The following is a 14,945-nucleotide window of genomic DNA, read 5'->3' as shown; positions in this document are numbered from 1 at the left end:
TTTCAGGCATCAAATTCTTCTGCAAATAATAAAAATATGCTGCTTGTCCATGCAAATGCACTATCTCTTTGCCCTTTTCCAGTAATTGGGCTAAAATTTTCTTCCATATAGCTTTCATTAACCATATTTAAAAAAGAAAGTTTTATTTTGTTTGAAAGGTCAAAATAACCTGTTTCATTAAGAGCTTCTGCAATTAAATATACTATAGGTGCCCAGACAGCACCCCTCCAATATCCATCTTCATTAAAATCTTTACTTTTAAGGCTTTCTGTAGCAACACCAAAATTAGTAATAAAATTCTTATTAATATTATCAACTATAGCATTTAAAATATTTTTAGGAAGCCTGTTCCCAAGAACTACAGGCAAAAGGAGCTGAAGACTGTCGGTTATAACTTTATTATGATTTTCATCAAGGGCATAAAACTTGTTATCTGCCCACATATTTATTGTTTCAGCAAATATTTTCTTATACATTTTGTACCAAAAATCTGCTTCCTGCTGTTTCCCCAATAAATCCGCCATTTTATATAAAAATTCACACTGAACAGCAATATAAGCATTTAAATCCGGTGCTTCAATTGGGACATCTTTCTTAAAAATAGTAGAATTATCCCAGCCGCTCTCATTTCCATGATTATACTGATAAATTAAATCTTTATCGTCATCTCTATTATTCATCCACCAAAGCGTCCATTTTTTCAAAGGTATATAAAATTCCCTAATATCGTCATATTTAATCTTATTTTTTTCCATAAGTTTATTAAGTATATAGCCTAATATTGGAGGTTTACAAAAATTACTGCAATAAAATCTGTCATTTGCAAAATCAGGAATATGTCCATCTTCACTTTGCAGCTCAAAAAATATCCTTATTTGATTTAAAGCTAAATCATAATGTTTATCTATTAAATAAATTGTATTAAAACAATTATCCCAGCTCCAAATATTTGTCATATAATTTTTTGACATATAAATTGCATCATATTTTAAAAAACCCCTTTGGGAAACGATATTGTTCCAAAGAATATAAGATGCAATTTCGCCACCTCGCTCATATTTCCCATATTTAATATCCGATATAAAACTTTTATACTCTTTTTTTGTATTATTAACTGCACTGTCAAATTCTTCAATATTATTTAAGTTGCAGTTTCCTTCCCATATTTTAATTTCAAAATAATCCTGTGGATAAATCGTAAGTTCAGGAAACTTACAGTTTAGTCCTGTCCAATTCTGTTTTAAAGTTTCCCTACCGCAGATAATTTTTATTTTTATTACGATGCCCTTTGAAGATGCATTAAATTCGTAATATCCATTTCTTTTTACAATATAATCATATCCTTTTGTTATAAATTTTAACTTTAATGGTAAACCTGTGCCTTTTATCCTTATGGAATTGATTTCATCAAAGCAAACCCTGCATAAAGAATTATCATTTTTAATATCCAGTTCAAAGCCGTCACAAATTAAATCATATTCATCATTTTGAGGAATTAACTGAAATACCTCTCCAAATTCTTCATCTCCCCCTGATATGTGCCTTAAACATATTCCTTCCTCTCCCTTTGAAAAAACGAAATACGAACCCGCTCTTGAAAAAGATATCTTATCTAAATTAATCTGCATCTTTTAGCTCCTTTCATCACTCTTTAGTTGAACCAAGCATTACTCCCTTAACAAAATACTTTTGAATAAATGGATAAACACAAACTATTGGAAGGGTTGAAACTATTATAGTACAGTATTTAATTAAAGTTTTATATGCCTCAGCCTGAATAAACTGGGCCGATGTTCTTGGCAAATTGTTCATCATCTCTCTTGTTTCATTGGAAATAAGTATTTCTCTTAAAATAAGCTGTAGTGGGAATTTAGTTCTATCCCTTAAAAATATCATTGCATTAAACCATGAATTCCAATGACCTACTGCATAAAAAAGAGCTATGACAGCAAGTGTAGCCTTAGATAATGGTATTATTATTTTAAAAAGTATTGTAAAATCATTCGCACCGTCAAGCTTTGCTGATTCTATAAGACTTTCTGGGACGCTGTTAAACGCTGTTCTTAAAATAATAAGATTCCATATAGATAAAGCCGATGGGAAAATAAGTGCCCATCTAGTATTTATAAGCCCCAATCTTTGAACCTGAAGATAAAAAGGTATAAGCCCTCCGCTGAAAAACATAGGAATTGTTATCATTATCATAAGAAATTTATGACACATTAAATTTTTTCTTGAAATTACATAAGCCGACATTGCAGTTAAAAGCATATTTACAAAAGTTCCAGCAATAACATAAAAAAGAGTATTAAAAAATCCTGTCCTTATGCTTGGATTCTGAAAAACAAGCTTATATCCATTTAAAGTAAATCCAAGAGGCTTTAACAAAATTCCTTTATGTTTCATAAGCTGATAGGGATCGCTTAAAGAACACATCAAAACATAATAAAGGGGATAAGCACATATAATAACTAATATGCTTAAAAAAATAATATTAACAACATCAAAAGTTCTTTCCGAAACACTTTTTTTATAAACCATATAATCACCTTACCATAAACTTATTTCTGATATTTTTTTGCTGAATTTATTAGCAAAATATATTAGAGTAAATCCTATTGCTGATTCTATAAGCCCAACCGCAGTACTAAAACTATAATTTGCACCCAGTATTCCTTTTCTGTAAACATAGCTTGATATTACATCGGAAGTTGTATAGGTTAATGGATTATAAAGAAGTATTATTTTTTCATATCCAACACTCATAAGGCCTCCAATATTTAATATGAGCATAATAACGATTGTTGGTGCAATACTTGGAAGCGTAATATGAACAAGCTGCTGCCACCTGTTAGCACCATCTATCATAGCCGCTTCATAAAGGCTTGGATTTATATTTGTCAAAGCTGCAAGATATATAATGCTATCCCAACCCATGCTTTGCCATATACCTGAACTTATATATATTGTTCTGAACCACTCCGGTTTTGTAAGCCAATTAACAGGTGTAACTCCAAATTTAGATAATATAAAATTGAGCAAACCATCCGTTGCTGTAAAATCAATTATCAAACCACATATAACAACTAAAGATATAAAATGAGGAAGATAGGTTATCGTTTGAACTGCTTTTTTAAATTTATTAATCCTTACTTCATTTATTAATAAGGCAAGTATTATAGGTGCAGGGAAACCCCAAAGCAAAGAATATAAACTTATAAGAGCGGTATTTTTAAAAGTTCTTCCAAAATAAATGCTCTTAAAAAAATTGTAAAAATGTTTAAATCCAACCCATTTACTTCCCATAATTCCCAGTCTTGGACTAAAATCCTTAAATGCAATTATAATTCCATACATAGGTATATAGCAGAAAAGTATAAAATAAACAATCATAGGAAGCGCCATTAAATAAATATATTTATTCATTGAAAAATCTTTTTTTAATTTTTTAAAAAAGCTCTCTTCCTTAACAGTTAAAGCTTTTCCAATTTCAACGCTCTTCATAAAATCTCTCCTTTACAAATATGCATTGAAGAAGGAATTCCTTCTTCAATGCACAAACATTACTTTATCTTTCTATTATAATATCTGTTAAGTGCGTTCTGCTGTATCTGTATCATTTGATCAATACCCATACTTTTTATCTGTTTTACATAATCATCGAACTTGCTTAAAGGTTCTTTTCCCATTATAAATTTTAATATCATTTCATCTTTGTATGTTTCTATATCACTCATTGTGTTTGAATATTGTTCCTCTTCTTCAGCAGTTAAGGTTGTGGGTGGAAGAACATAATCATCATCTGCTTTTGTCCACGTATCCATAGCTGCTAAATCGAATTTAGTAAACTCTGGTATAGCCTTGTAATCTCTAAGATATGGTCCAACATCGAGCTTCCATTTATTAACAACTGTCCAGTAATCAAATCCTTCTGGATTTTTAAGCATTAAATCCGTAAATTTAGGTTTTCCATTTTCTATAGTATAGCTTTTTCCTTCTATTCCATAGTTAAAAAGCATATATCCTTCTTTGCTGTAAGCATAATCAAACCATTTTACAATTCTTGCTGGATCTTTACATGAAGATGTAATAACCGCTTCATATCCACCGTTTCTATTATTCACTACTCGGTAATGTACAGTATCTCCTTTTTTTAACGCAGGAATTAATGCAGGAACAAATTCAGCTTTAGGATTTGTAGATTTAATTGCAGGAATGTATTGATCAACCAATCCATATTCAGTAATAAATGCTGCTGCCTTTCCTGATGTTATAAGTGCCTCTCTGCTCTTTCTATCTCTTGTAGCAAAGTCCTTGTCGATTAATCCTTCTTGATACCATTTATTCATTAAAGTAAGATATTCTTTAAATCCAGGTTCTATTGGACCATATTTTACATCATTTCCTTTTTTATAGAATCCAGGGCCAATATCAAATGCACTAACAAAAGTTCCATATCCGTCAACTCCTTTTTTGTTTATAACAAGAGGAGCCTCAATTTTTTTCTTCTCTTTAATCTGCCTTAAAACATTTTCCCACTCCTCTATGGTTTCCGGCTGTTTTAATCCTAATTCATCAAGCAAATCTTTTCTTATAACCGGTCCCCACCAAGCAGGTTCATTTCTATCCTCTCCAATTAATGCAAAGCAGTAAATATTTCCGCTGTCGGTTGTAACTTGTCTTGCAAGTTCAGGATCCTCATCTAATAATTTTTTATAATTTGGAGCATACTTTTCAATCAACTCATTTAATCTTAAATAAACACCATCGGATATAGCTTTGTCTATTCCGCCTTTATATTCACCAGCATAATTTTGAATTACATCAGGAAGTTCTTTAGAATTTATCATTATGTTGAATTGTTCTTGTTCCTGCCCTTCTGCTGGATGAATAAATTCAATGTGAACATTTGTTCTATTTTCAAGTTCTTTATACATTTCGCTTTCATTTAAACTTTTAATATATTGATTTGGGGTAAATGGAACCCAGTACTTAATTGATATTTTTTCATTTGAAGATGAGCTATCTGTCTTTTCTACTGTCTTTTTAGCACATCCGGAAAAACTAAAAACAACTGTCGTCAAAACAAGCATAACCGTCATCATTTTTTTAATTTTCATAAAAATCCCCCCACTTTTTTGTTTTGCAATGTCAATATTCTCAAAATTCAACTTAGAGTTTTTCATTTTTTTGAATTGACATTACATTCAATTAATTATATTTTAGTAAAATTTTTAGTAAAATACAATATGTTTTTTTACTTATTTTATTGAAAATTTTAAATAATAAGTTATAATAAATTTGAGAGGTGAAATTATGGCAACTATTAAAGATATAGCAGAAAAAGCAGGCGTATCGCTTTCTACCGTTTCAAGAGTTTTAAATTATGATGAAACTTTAAGCGTACCTGATTCATTAAGAAAAAAAATATTTGAAATCGCAGAGGAATTGAATTACAAAAAAGAAAAAATAAAGCGAACAAAATCTTCAATGCTCAAAGTATGCATTTTACGTGGTTACTCAGATATAATTGAACTCGAAGATACATATTATCTATCTTTAAGAGTATTAATTGAAAAAAAACTGCGTGAAAAAAACATAGAATATATAATACAAGATAAAAAAAATATAGATTTTTCTTTAAAATCCTTCGATGGCATTTTTGCACTTGGAATATTTTCAGATAAAGAAGTAAACCTTCTTAAATCAATTCATAGTAATATTGTTTTTATTGATATGTCTCTTGATGATTATGATTTCGACTCAGTTGTTGTAGATATGAAAAAATCAGTTAAAGACGTATTCAATTACTTTTTATCTTTAAATCATAGTAAAATTGGTTTTATTGGGGGAAAAGATATATTAGATGATGAAGAATGCATTGACTGGCGTGAAAAATTCTTTATAGATTTTAGTAAAAAATACGGGATTTATAATGAAAATTTTATCCGCATAGGAAATTTTACCCCTTCAAGCGGTTATACTTTAACAAAGGAAATTTTATCAAAAAATATACATCCAACAGCATTATTTATTGCTAACGATTCAATGGCAATTGGAGCTTATAGGGCTATTTCAGAGTCAGGTTTATCTATACCTAATGATATAAGCATAGTTGGATTTAATGACATTCCAACCTCTCAATATCTTTTTCCTCCTTTAACTACAGTAAGAATATTTACTAATTTATTAGTCGATACCGCAATAGAGCTTTTAATAGAAAGAATAAAAAACAATAGAAAAATTAGCAAAAAAATAATAATACCTACTGAATTAATAATTCGAGATAGCTGCAAAAAAATATAAAGTCCCATTTATTATATCGTGGGGCTTTATATTTTAAAAACTATTTTTCTTTAATCAACTATTATCTTCATAAGATGCATCTTTTTAGCTGCAGGTTTTATATAACTTGTATTTATAGCATCATAGGTATGCTGTGTAATAAGAGGAATTCTCCTCCCTCCATTATATGTGAAGGCGGTTATTATAGCAGAATGATAAATAACTCCTCTATAGTTCTCATATTGAATTACATCCCCAAGCTCAAGAATATCTAAATCATCAACCTCTAAAGCCTTAAGACCTTTAAGTTTTAGCTGGTATCTTGATTTTAAGCACCAGTAAAGGGAATTTGCTACGGCCCAGGTAACTGACCAAGTATCATCATAAACATTTTGTGTACTCTTAGAATTATACCACCAGGCCCACTCTATAGAATAATCCAAAGGTGCACCTCCAGCTTTAAGGCACTGTGAAATAAAATTAGTACAGTCTCCTCCACCATCAGCATGACCTTCAAAATACCTGTACTTAGGATTTGGATTTACTCCATAAGTATAGGCATACCTTACAGCATCAAACCTCGAATATAAATTATTTCTAAAAAAATAATTCATAAATACGCTCCTTAAAAAGAACTTTTATAAATAATATTCTTTTTAAGAAAAAAAGATAACATTTCAATTTATGTTCTATTTATAATTTTTCATATTCATTTAAGAATTTTCAACCTGTTGCTGCTATTAAAGCATTTAACCACAATTATATTCCCTATTAGATTTAAAACTTGACTGGGGTATTATATGATAATTGCCATTCACAGGGTTTTTTATTATTGAAACATCTATTCCGTATACCTTTTTAATAAGCTTCTCATTTAAAACTTCCTGAGGCTTTCCCATATTTTCAATATTCCCATCCTTCATAACAACTACATAATCGCTGTATTCACAGGCAGTATTCAAATCATGAAGAACACAAAGTATAGTTATACCATAATTTATATTAAGCTGTTTTAGAGTATCCATAATCTCAATCTGATGGTGTATATCAAGGTGTGCTGTAGGCTCATCTAAAAGAAGTATCTTCCCCTGCTGTGCAAGGGCTCTTGCAATTATTACCCTCTGTCTTTCCCCTCCGCTTAAAAGGTTAATATTTTTATCCTTAATATTAAAAGTATTTGTTGCCTTCATAGCCCAAAGGGCTATATCTATATCCTTCTTTTTTTCTCCTTCAAACCTTTTAACATAAGGGTATCTGCCCATAAGCACAACATCAAAGGCTGTAAATGTACAGGAACTATCTATCTGCTGAGGCACATAGGATACTATTTTAGCAAAATCTGTACCTTTAAAATCATTTACATCCTTTCCTTCAATAAATATAACATCTTCCTTTGGCATTAAATTTCTTGATATGTGCCTTAAAAGAGTAGTTTTCCCAGAGCCGTTAGGACCTATTATGCTATAAAAAAGCCCGCTTTTAAAACTGCATGAGATATTTTTAAGTATCTCATTTGAAAGTGCAGTATAGCTTAAATTTTTAATTTCTAAAGCTTTATCATTTTTCACTGTATCACCTTCTTTTTGTCTTTATAAAGAAGATATATAAAATATGGTGCCCCGAAAAATGAGGTTATAACTCCAACGGGAATTTCAGCAGGAGAAAGCAGACTTCTTGACAGTATATCACAAAGAACCATAAAGGATGCTCCCCAAAGAAGTGTTAATGGAAGTGCTTTTTTATAGTCAGGCCCTATTATAATCTTTACAATATGTGGCATAATAAGTCCTACAAATCCAATTATTCCGCTCACTGAAACACAAGTTGCAACTATTAAAGAAGAAATTATAAACATAAGATTTTTAACCCTTTCCACTTCCACTCCAAGGCTTGATGCAGTTTCCTCTCCAGTTGTAATAATATTTAAATCCCTTGCAAAAGAATATATTATTAGACCTGATGGAATAGTAATAACCATAAGAAGTAAAACATTTTTATAATTAGCTCCTGCAAGGCTTCCTAATGTCCAAAACACTATTTTTTCAACCTGATTTCTATCCAAAACCATAATAAAGGATATTATTGAAGATAGGAAAAAATTCATGGCAACACCAGAGAGCAGAAGGTTTGTATTTGAAGCCCTGTTCCCAACCTTTGCAATATTATATACAACAAATGTAGTTAAAATCGCCCCAGCAAAGGCACAACCTGCTATGCTGCTAAGTCCTAAAAAGGTCTTTTCAATACCTAATACTATTGCAATTGCTGCACCTAATGCAGAACCTGAGGATGTTCCGAGAACAAAGGGATCTGCCATTGGATTTTTAAATATACCCTGATATACAAGCCCTACCATAGAAAGTCCCATTCCTATAAAACAGGCAAGAAGTGCTCTCGGAATGCGAATATTAAATATTATTATTTCATTTGTTTTTAATATTTTACTTCCATTTATTAATTCAAACCTTGATAATAACGTTTTAAAAACATCTAAAACCGATATTTTTACTGTACCTATCGCTGCTGCAAAAGCTATTAAAACAATTAAAACCGCAAAGGATACAAAAACTATAAATCTGTACCGGCTTTTATTTATAACCATAGTTCTCCCTCTTTTGCTGTGTTTATTAAGAGGCTGCCGCTAAGGGATTAAATCATACAACATACTGAATCTACTCTATTACATAAAATTCCTTAGCAACAGCCCCTTTTTCTATTTAAAAAGTTCTGGATGTATAAGCTTTGCAAGTTCCTCAAGTCCCTGTGCAAGCCTTGGTCCTTGTCTATCAAGCATATTATTATCTATTTCAAGAAGCTTTCCTTCTTTAACAGCTCTTAAATCCTTATATCCAGCAGTAGTGGATATACCTGTTTTTGTATCAAAATACTTTGAGCATATTATAATATCAGGATCGTTTTTAACTATCTTCTCTAAGCTGTATGCCCAGCCCTCTGCATCCTCTCCTATGTTTGTACCTCCAGCCATTTTAATAGCTTCATCAATAAAAGTTCCCTTACCGGCAGTATAGTCTCCAAATTTACCATAGCTTATAACATAATACACTTTAGGCTTTGGAGCATCTTTAACTTTTGCTGTGATTTCCTCAACCTTTTTCTTCATATCGCTTATTATCTTTTCTGCAGCTTCCTTTTCTCCTATAACCTGCCCAACCTTATCAATAGTTTCATAGGCTCCATCGAAAGTTTCAGCACCATTTAAAATAACTACTTTAATGTTGAGCTGCTCAAGCTTTTCAAGGCTTTCCTTTTTAAAATGGCTTGAAGCTATAACTATATCAGGCTTTAATGATACAATTTTTTCTATATTAGGCTCCATAAGGCTTCCTATTGATTCAACACTGCTAATATCCTGAGGATAATCACAGTAGTCAGTTCTTCCAACAAGCCTATCCTTTGCATTAAGTGCTGCTATTATTTCAGTTATATTAGGTGCAACAGAGACTATTCTTTCAGGCTTTTTATCAATTGTAACCTGCCTACTATATGAATCAGTAATTGTTAAAGGATATGAAACTGCCTGTTTTTTCTGCTCCTCAGGCTTATTTGAATTTGCTCCTGTGCAGGATGCAAATAAGAATGTAAACAATATTAAAATGCCTAATAATAAATTTTTTACTTTTATGTTTCTCATTTTCATTCCCCCATCTTAAAATTTATTTTTTAGGATTCAATCCCTTTTCTTGCCATGACACCCTTAGTATAATAATGCTTAATCTCCCTCATCTCAGTTACAAGGTCAGCTGCATCTATTATCTCCTGCGGTGCATATCTTCCTGTTAATATCAATTCTGTCTTTTCAGCTTTTAATTTTATTAATTCTAATACCTCTTCAACGCTTACAAGCTTAAAAAACATCGCTATGTTTATTTCATCAAGAACAACAACATCATATTCACCGCATTTTAAAACTTCCTTGCATTTTTCAAGTCCTAATCTTGCAGCTTCAAAATCCTCCTTTGAAGGTTCATTCCTTATAAAGCAGCCCCTTCCAAACTGCTCAATCTCTAAGCCTGGCAAAAGCTTTACCGCCTTAAGCTCACTGTATTCCATTCCTTTAACAAACTGTCCTATAAAAACCTTCTTTCCGGCGCAAATTGCTCTAAGGCAAAGTCCAAAGGCAGCTGTGGTTTTGCCTTTGCCGTTTCCTGTATAAACCTGTACATAACCCTTTTCCATTTTAAACCTTCTTTCTATTAGTTATTAATCAAATTTTTAATGTTTGATATGCAGTTTATTCCTTTAATAAACATAAAATCATCATCATAGGAAATAATATTTGCAGCTGCATAATCTATTTTAAATTTATAAAAATAGTCCCTGCTTTTAAAAACCTCTGATAATATACATCTTATAACCCCTCCATGGGTTACAATAAGTATTCTTTTGTTATTTTTATCGACGCTTCTTAAAAAATCGCAGGCTCTTTCAAACACATCCATAAGGCTCTCGCCATTTATGAATCTATAGTTTAAATAATCTGTGTTCCATTTTTCATATTCTTTAGGGTATTTCTTTTCTATATCCTTATAGCTCAAGCCCTCAAATATTCCAAAGTCAATCTCCCTCAGCCTATCGTCAATAATATAATCAAATCCGAGAATTTTTACCGTTTGAAGTGCTCTTATCATAGGGCTTGCGTATATACAGTCAAAATCTATATCCTTAATATGGAGTTTTAAGTTTTCAACTTCCTTTATTCCCCTAATGCTAAGACCTGTGTCAGTTGAGCCTCCAAAGCATCCTTTTTCATTGACATCAGTTCTTCCATGCCTTATCAATACTATATCCATAGCATCACCACTAAAAATATAAAAATACAAATAACTTCTAAAATCTCACAGGCAGCACCATATACATCCCCTGTTAACCCTCCTATAACCTTATAGGAATATTTCATAATTATTAGAGAAGAAACCATACTGCAAAATAAAGCTATTAAAAATAAATTTCCTTTTATTAAATATCCTATTGCTGAAAATATTATAAGGCTTATGAAAAAGTATTTTCGCGACTCACTATTTGTAAACATGCTCCCAAGACCATTTTGTCTAACCGTTTTTCCAAAACTAAAAAGCATTGAAATACCCAATCTTGCCAATCCGCAGGATAAAATAATAACCTTTATAACGTCATGATTTAAACTTTTTATCAAAACATATTTTGATAAAAGAACAAATACTATTGCTATAACTCCAAAACTTCCTATACGGCTATCCTTCATTATCTCAAGTATTCTATTCCTGTCCCTTCCTGAGAAAAAACCATCAGCAGTATCAGATAAGCCGTCTAAATGCAGTCCTCCTGTAACAAAAACTATTGCAAATACTGCCCCGAGGGATGCTACATCTTTATTTATAAAGCTTAAAAGATAATAAACTATCCCTGAAATTGTACCTATAATCATGCCTATAAAAGGGAAAAACAGCGTTCCCTTTGTTATTGTATCTTTGTCCATATCAATATTTTTATTTATAGGAAGCCTTGTTAAAAATTGAAGCATTAAAATAAAGGATTTTACCATCATTTTAATCTCAAAGGAATTCCGCAGGTTACGATATAAACTTCATCGCATACTTTAGCTATCCTTTGATTTATCCTCCCTATAATATCTCTATAAACCCTTGCAATATGGTTTTCAGGAACTATTGAATCTCCAACTTCATTTGTCACCATAATAAGATTTCCATCTATTATTCTTATTTTTTCTATAAGTTTTATTATTTCATTAAATGCAGCATCCTCAATTTGACTTTGAAGGTTTTGAGGAATTTTTTCAAAATCCTTTGACATATCAAACATTATATTAGATGTCATAACAGTTATGCAGTCGAGAAGATAGTTTTTGCAATGAGTTACAGCATCACAAAGGTTATAGCATCCTTCAAAGGTCTTCCAAGTTAAAGGTCTTGATTTTCTATGAAGCTCTATCCTATCCTTCATTTCTTCATCAGTAATTCGAGATGTTGCAATATATGTTACATCATCTTCATCTTTATAAAAGGATTCTGCAAAACTGCTCTTTCCGCTCCTTGCCCCTCCGGTTATAAGTATTATTCTTGCCATTTTATCACCTTATATCAACTAAAAAATCGCTGTTTATCATTGCATCCTCAAAGGTTCCCATCTTATTTATTATTTCAAGAGCTGCTTCTATTATGTTAAAAGCAAGGGGGCATCCTGAACCTTCCCCAAGACGCATTTTAAGATTTAGCATAGGCTCAAGATTTAGCTCTTTCATCATGTAAACGGCACCAGGCTCTGCTGAAAGGTGGGATGGAAACATATAATCCCTTGATATTGGGTTAAGTTTATATGCACAAAGTGCTGCAGCCGAGGATATAAATCCATCTATAACTATAGGCACTCTGTTTTTAGCAGCACCTAAAAAGCATCCGCAAAGCCCTGCTATATCAAATCCACCAACCTTTGATATTACATCTATTACATCATCTTTATCGGGTTTATTTACCTCTATTGATTTTTTCACAACCCTTTTTTTATTCTCATACTGCTCTAAAGTAAGACCTGCCCCTTTCCCAACTATTATATCTGAGTCTATATCAGATAGAACGCTTAAAATAGCTGCACTGGTTGTAGTATTTCCAATTCCAAGCTCTCCTGTACCTAAAAGGTCATAACCTTCTTTAACAAGATTATCAACAATTTCGATACCTGTCTCTATAGCCTTTATTGCCTGTTCCCTTGTCATTGCCGGCCCTTTTAACATATTATTTGTACCATAGTCAATTTTTTTATTAATTATTTTTAAATCGTTAAAATCAGCCTTAACTCCTATATCAACAACAGTAGTATCGGATTTTGCAAAGTTTGAAAGTACACTGACACCCATTATGCCCTTTGTTGCATTGTTTGTAAGTATAGCTGTAATATATTGAGGACAGGCACTAACTCCCTCCTCAACTACTCCGTTATCGGCACACATTATTATTATGTTCTTCTTTTTTATTTCATTATGTACTTTTCCTGTAATTCCAGCCATTTTAGATGCAATATCTTCAAGATATCCAAGGCTTCCTATAGGCTTTGCAAGGTTATCAAGCCTTTTTACAGCTTCCTTTACAGAATCTTCATATAAAGGCTCAATTTGTTTTAAAGTAGAATTTAATAGTTCCATAATACCCTCCTAACAAAAAAGCACCCAGTGGGGGTGCATAACTTATAAAAGCCCTCACCAAAGGTGAAGGCATATATACTTTCTAAGCCTTTCCTTCCCACCGAAGTAATTAGCAGTATCAAGGCAGGTCTCCTGGCTGACGGGTCATCCTCCTTCCTCCTTCCCGAAAAATCAGTGGATAGGAATTCGTCTCCGTATACAGTAGCGGGGGCTGCAGCGGATTTTCACCGCTTTCCCTTTTAAACTTTAAGTACCATTGATACATATTAACTTTTCAGACAACTTTAATATACCATTATTTTATAAATTATACAATAGAAAAAATGAATTTATAAAATGTATACAAATATATTCAAAAAAATTACAAATAGATTATAATCTATCCATTTATAGAAGATAAAATAGTAATTATATTAAAGAGATTCAGTTTGTCACTTGCGGTGGCACTTTTACAAAAGCCTTTCTTTAAATATTCCATCTAAAAATAAATTTTTTACTCTTTTTTCTACTATATTATCATCGGTTGTATAAAGATTAAGTTCCTTCATCCTTTCAAAGTATGATGCACCTGCAAAGGTATATCTCTTTTTTAATCCCTCTATGTTTTCCTTCATGCTGTTTTCAAAGCTTATTATATCTCCAACACATAGTGATGTTGGAAGAATTACTGTTTTAAGCCCAAGCCCCCATCTTACTGCATTATAACCTGCAAGGGTTCCCGTAACTATAGCCTCACCTTGCCTTCCTATTTTGCGACAATACATTTCTATAACGAAAAATATTCTTACCTTCCCGATGCAACAGTTGGAGAAAAGATTAGAAAGATAAGATTAATAAAAAATATGTCTCAAGAAGAACTATGTAGCAAATCTGGTATTAGAAGAGGGACCTTAGATACTTTTGAATTTAATGAAGCTTATCCTTCCCCTATTACATTAATTAGAATTGCCAAAGCACTAAATGAACCTATAGAATATTTTTTTGATAACTACTATAAGTTTGTATTTATTCAAAGTGAAATCTTAAAAAAATGGAGGAATAAAAACAAGCTTTCCATAAGAAGTGCTGCAAAGGTTTTGGATATTAACGAAAAAACACTATGGCAATGGGAAAATAATATTTGTTATATGAATAGAGTTACTTATGAAAAAGTTAAGCATATTATATTAAACGAATAATAGAAATATGCCCTCGATAAAATTTTTTCGATTTTTTATATTTATATCTTTCTATAATTCCCTAAAAGCATTGATAATACTGGATTTTTATACTTTAACCAACTAAAGCATACTACCTTTATCTAAAACTATTGTGGGAAAAGTGTGGGAATAAAATATGCTTAAAATGTAGTTATTTATTATGTTTATAAATTGTTTTCTGTTTTATATATAGAACTCAACTATAGTAAAAACCACCCGCTCCAAAAGCTCTCGCTTTCAGACGGTGGAGGAGGAAGATTCCTGCAAAAAGAAAAAGCCTAAGGGGGTTATAACCCTGAAATTCT

16 protein-coding genes and 1 riboswitch are annotated in these 14,945 nt (G+C 31.6%); of the genes, 2 read left to right on the top strand and 14 right to left on the bottom strand.

Features of this window, described 5'->3' with window-relative positions:
* Positions 1-2 precede the first annotated feature (2 nt).
* Genes B5D15_RS04070 through B5D15_RS04055 form a run of 4 tightly spaced genes read right to left on the bottom strand, consistent with a single transcriptional unit; the run spans position 3 to position 5,120 of the window.
* Complete coding sequence (locus B5D15_RS04070) at positions 3-1,628, bottom strand: amylo-alpha-1,6-glucosidase (RefSeq protein WP_078695842.1); 1,626 nt, start codon at positions 1,626-1,628, stop codon at positions 3-5.
* Between the two features lie 16 nt (positions 1,629-1,644).
* Positions 1,645-2,541: a carbohydrate ABC transporter permease gene (locus tag B5D15_RS04065; RefSeq protein ID WP_078695841.1), complete on the bottom strand. Its 897-nt coding sequence runs from the start codon at positions 2,539-2,541 to the stop codon at positions 1,645-1,647.
* Positions 2,542-2,550: 9 nt separating this feature from the next.
* A complete protein-coding gene (locus B5D15_RS04060; protein WP_078695840.1) occupies positions 2,551-3,504 on the bottom strand; it encodes an ABC transporter permease in 954 nt (317 codons plus the stop codon).
* Positions 3,505-3,563: 59 nt separating this feature from the next.
* Positions 3,564-5,120, bottom strand: a complete 1,557-nt coding sequence (locus tag B5D15_RS04055) for an extracellular solute-binding protein (protein ID WP_179122186.1) — start codon at positions 5,118-5,120, stop codon at positions 3,564-3,566.
* Between the two features lie 196 nt (positions 5,121-5,316).
* Here B5D15_RS04055 and B5D15_RS04050 point away from each other — a divergent pair, with 196 nt between their 5' ends.
* Positions 5,317-6,306: a LacI family DNA-binding transcriptional regulator gene (locus B5D15_RS04050; RefSeq protein ID WP_078695838.1), complete on the top strand. Its 990-nt coding sequence runs from the start codon at positions 5,317-5,319 to the stop codon at positions 6,304-6,306.
* A 50-nt stretch (positions 6,307-6,356) separates the two neighbouring features.
* Here B5D15_RS04050 and B5D15_RS04045 read toward each other — a convergent pair whose 3' ends face one another.
* The 10 genes from B5D15_RS04045 to B5D15_RS04000 form a co-directional block, all read right to left on the bottom strand.
* A complete protein-coding gene (locus B5D15_RS04045) occupies positions 6,357-6,899 on the bottom strand; it encodes an amidase domain-containing protein (protein WP_078695837.1) in 543 nt (180 codons plus the stop codon).
* A gap of 135 nt (positions 6,900-7,034) precedes the next feature.
* Positions 7,035-7,853: an ABC transporter ATP-binding protein gene (locus tag B5D15_RS04040; RefSeq protein ID WP_078695836.1), complete on the bottom strand. Its 819-nt coding sequence runs from the start codon at positions 7,851-7,853 to the stop codon at positions 7,035-7,037.
* A complete protein-coding gene (locus B5D15_RS04035) occupies positions 7,850-8,887 on the bottom strand; it encodes a FecCD family ABC transporter permease (protein WP_078695835.1) in 1,038 nt (345 codons plus the stop codon). The genes B5D15_RS04040 and B5D15_RS04035 overlap by 4 nt, the downstream gene beginning before the upstream one ends.
* 111 nt (positions 8,888-8,998) lie before the next feature.
* Positions 8,999-9,937, bottom strand: coding sequence for an ABC transporter substrate-binding protein (locus tag B5D15_RS04030; RefSeq protein ID WP_078695834.1), 939 nt, complete (start codon positions 9,935-9,937; stop codon positions 8,999-9,001).
* Positions 9,938-9,966: 29 nt separating this feature from the next.
* Positions 9,967-10,482, bottom strand: a complete 516-nt coding sequence (cobO, locus tag B5D15_RS04025; protein ID WP_078695833.1) for a cob(I)yrinic acid a,c-diamide adenosyltransferase — start codon at positions 10,480-10,482, stop codon at positions 9,967-9,969.
* Between the two features lie 17 nt (positions 10,483-10,499).
* Complete coding sequence (locus B5D15_RS04020; RefSeq protein WP_078695832.1) at positions 10,500-11,096, bottom strand: histidine phosphatase family protein; 597 nt, start codon at positions 11,094-11,096, stop codon at positions 10,500-10,502.
* Positions 11,087-11,830 (bottom strand): adenosylcobinamide-GDP ribazoletransferase, encoded by a 744-nt coding sequence (gene cobS / locus B5D15_RS04015; protein ID WP_242948687.1) that lies wholly within the window; start codon positions 11,828-11,830, stop codon positions 11,087-11,089. The genes B5D15_RS04020 and cobS overlap by 10 nt, the downstream gene beginning before the upstream one ends.
* A complete protein-coding gene (gene cobU, locus B5D15_RS04010) occupies positions 11,827-12,369 on the bottom strand; it encodes a bifunctional adenosylcobinamide kinase/adenosylcobinamide-phosphate guanylyltransferase (protein ID WP_078695830.1) in 543 nt (180 codons plus the stop codon). Before cobU ends, cobS begins: the two co-directional genes overlap by 4 nt.
* 4 nt (positions 12,370-12,373) lie before the next feature.
* The gene (cobT, locus tag B5D15_RS04005) at positions 12,374-13,441 is read right to left on the bottom strand and encodes a nicotinate-nucleotide--dimethylbenzimidazole phosphoribosyltransferase (RefSeq protein WP_078695829.1); all 1,068 of its coding nucleotides are present in this window, start codon (positions 13,439-13,441) and stop codon (positions 12,374-12,376) included.
* Positions 13,442-13,546: 105 nt separating this feature from the next.
* Positions 13,547-13,715, bottom strand: a riboswitch (cobalamin riboswitch).
* Positions 13,716-13,890: 175 nt separating this feature from the next.
* Positions 13,891-14,205 (bottom strand): hypothetical protein, encoded by a 315-nt coding sequence (locus B5D15_RS04000; RefSeq protein ID WP_179122185.1) that lies wholly within the window; start codon positions 14,203-14,205, stop codon positions 13,891-13,893.
* On the opposite strand from B5D15_RS04000, the gene B5D15_RS03995 reads away from it, so the two are divergent.
* A complete protein-coding gene (locus B5D15_RS03995; RefSeq protein ID WP_078695828.1) occupies positions 14,179-14,619 on the top strand; it encodes a helix-turn-helix transcriptional regulator in 441 nt (146 codons plus the stop codon). The genes B5D15_RS04000 and B5D15_RS03995 overlap by 27 nt on opposite strands.
* Positions 14,620-14,945 lie beyond the last annotated feature (326 nt).

It is taken from the genome of Caloramator quimbayensis (assembly GCF_900167605.1).
GTDB classification, from domain to species: Bacteria; Bacillota; Clostridia; order Clostridiales; family Caloramatoraceae; genus Caloramator_B; species Caloramator_B quimbayensis.
The sequence above is the reverse complement of the archived record's forward strand: the minus strand, read 5'-3'. Positions and strand labels throughout refer to the sequence as shown.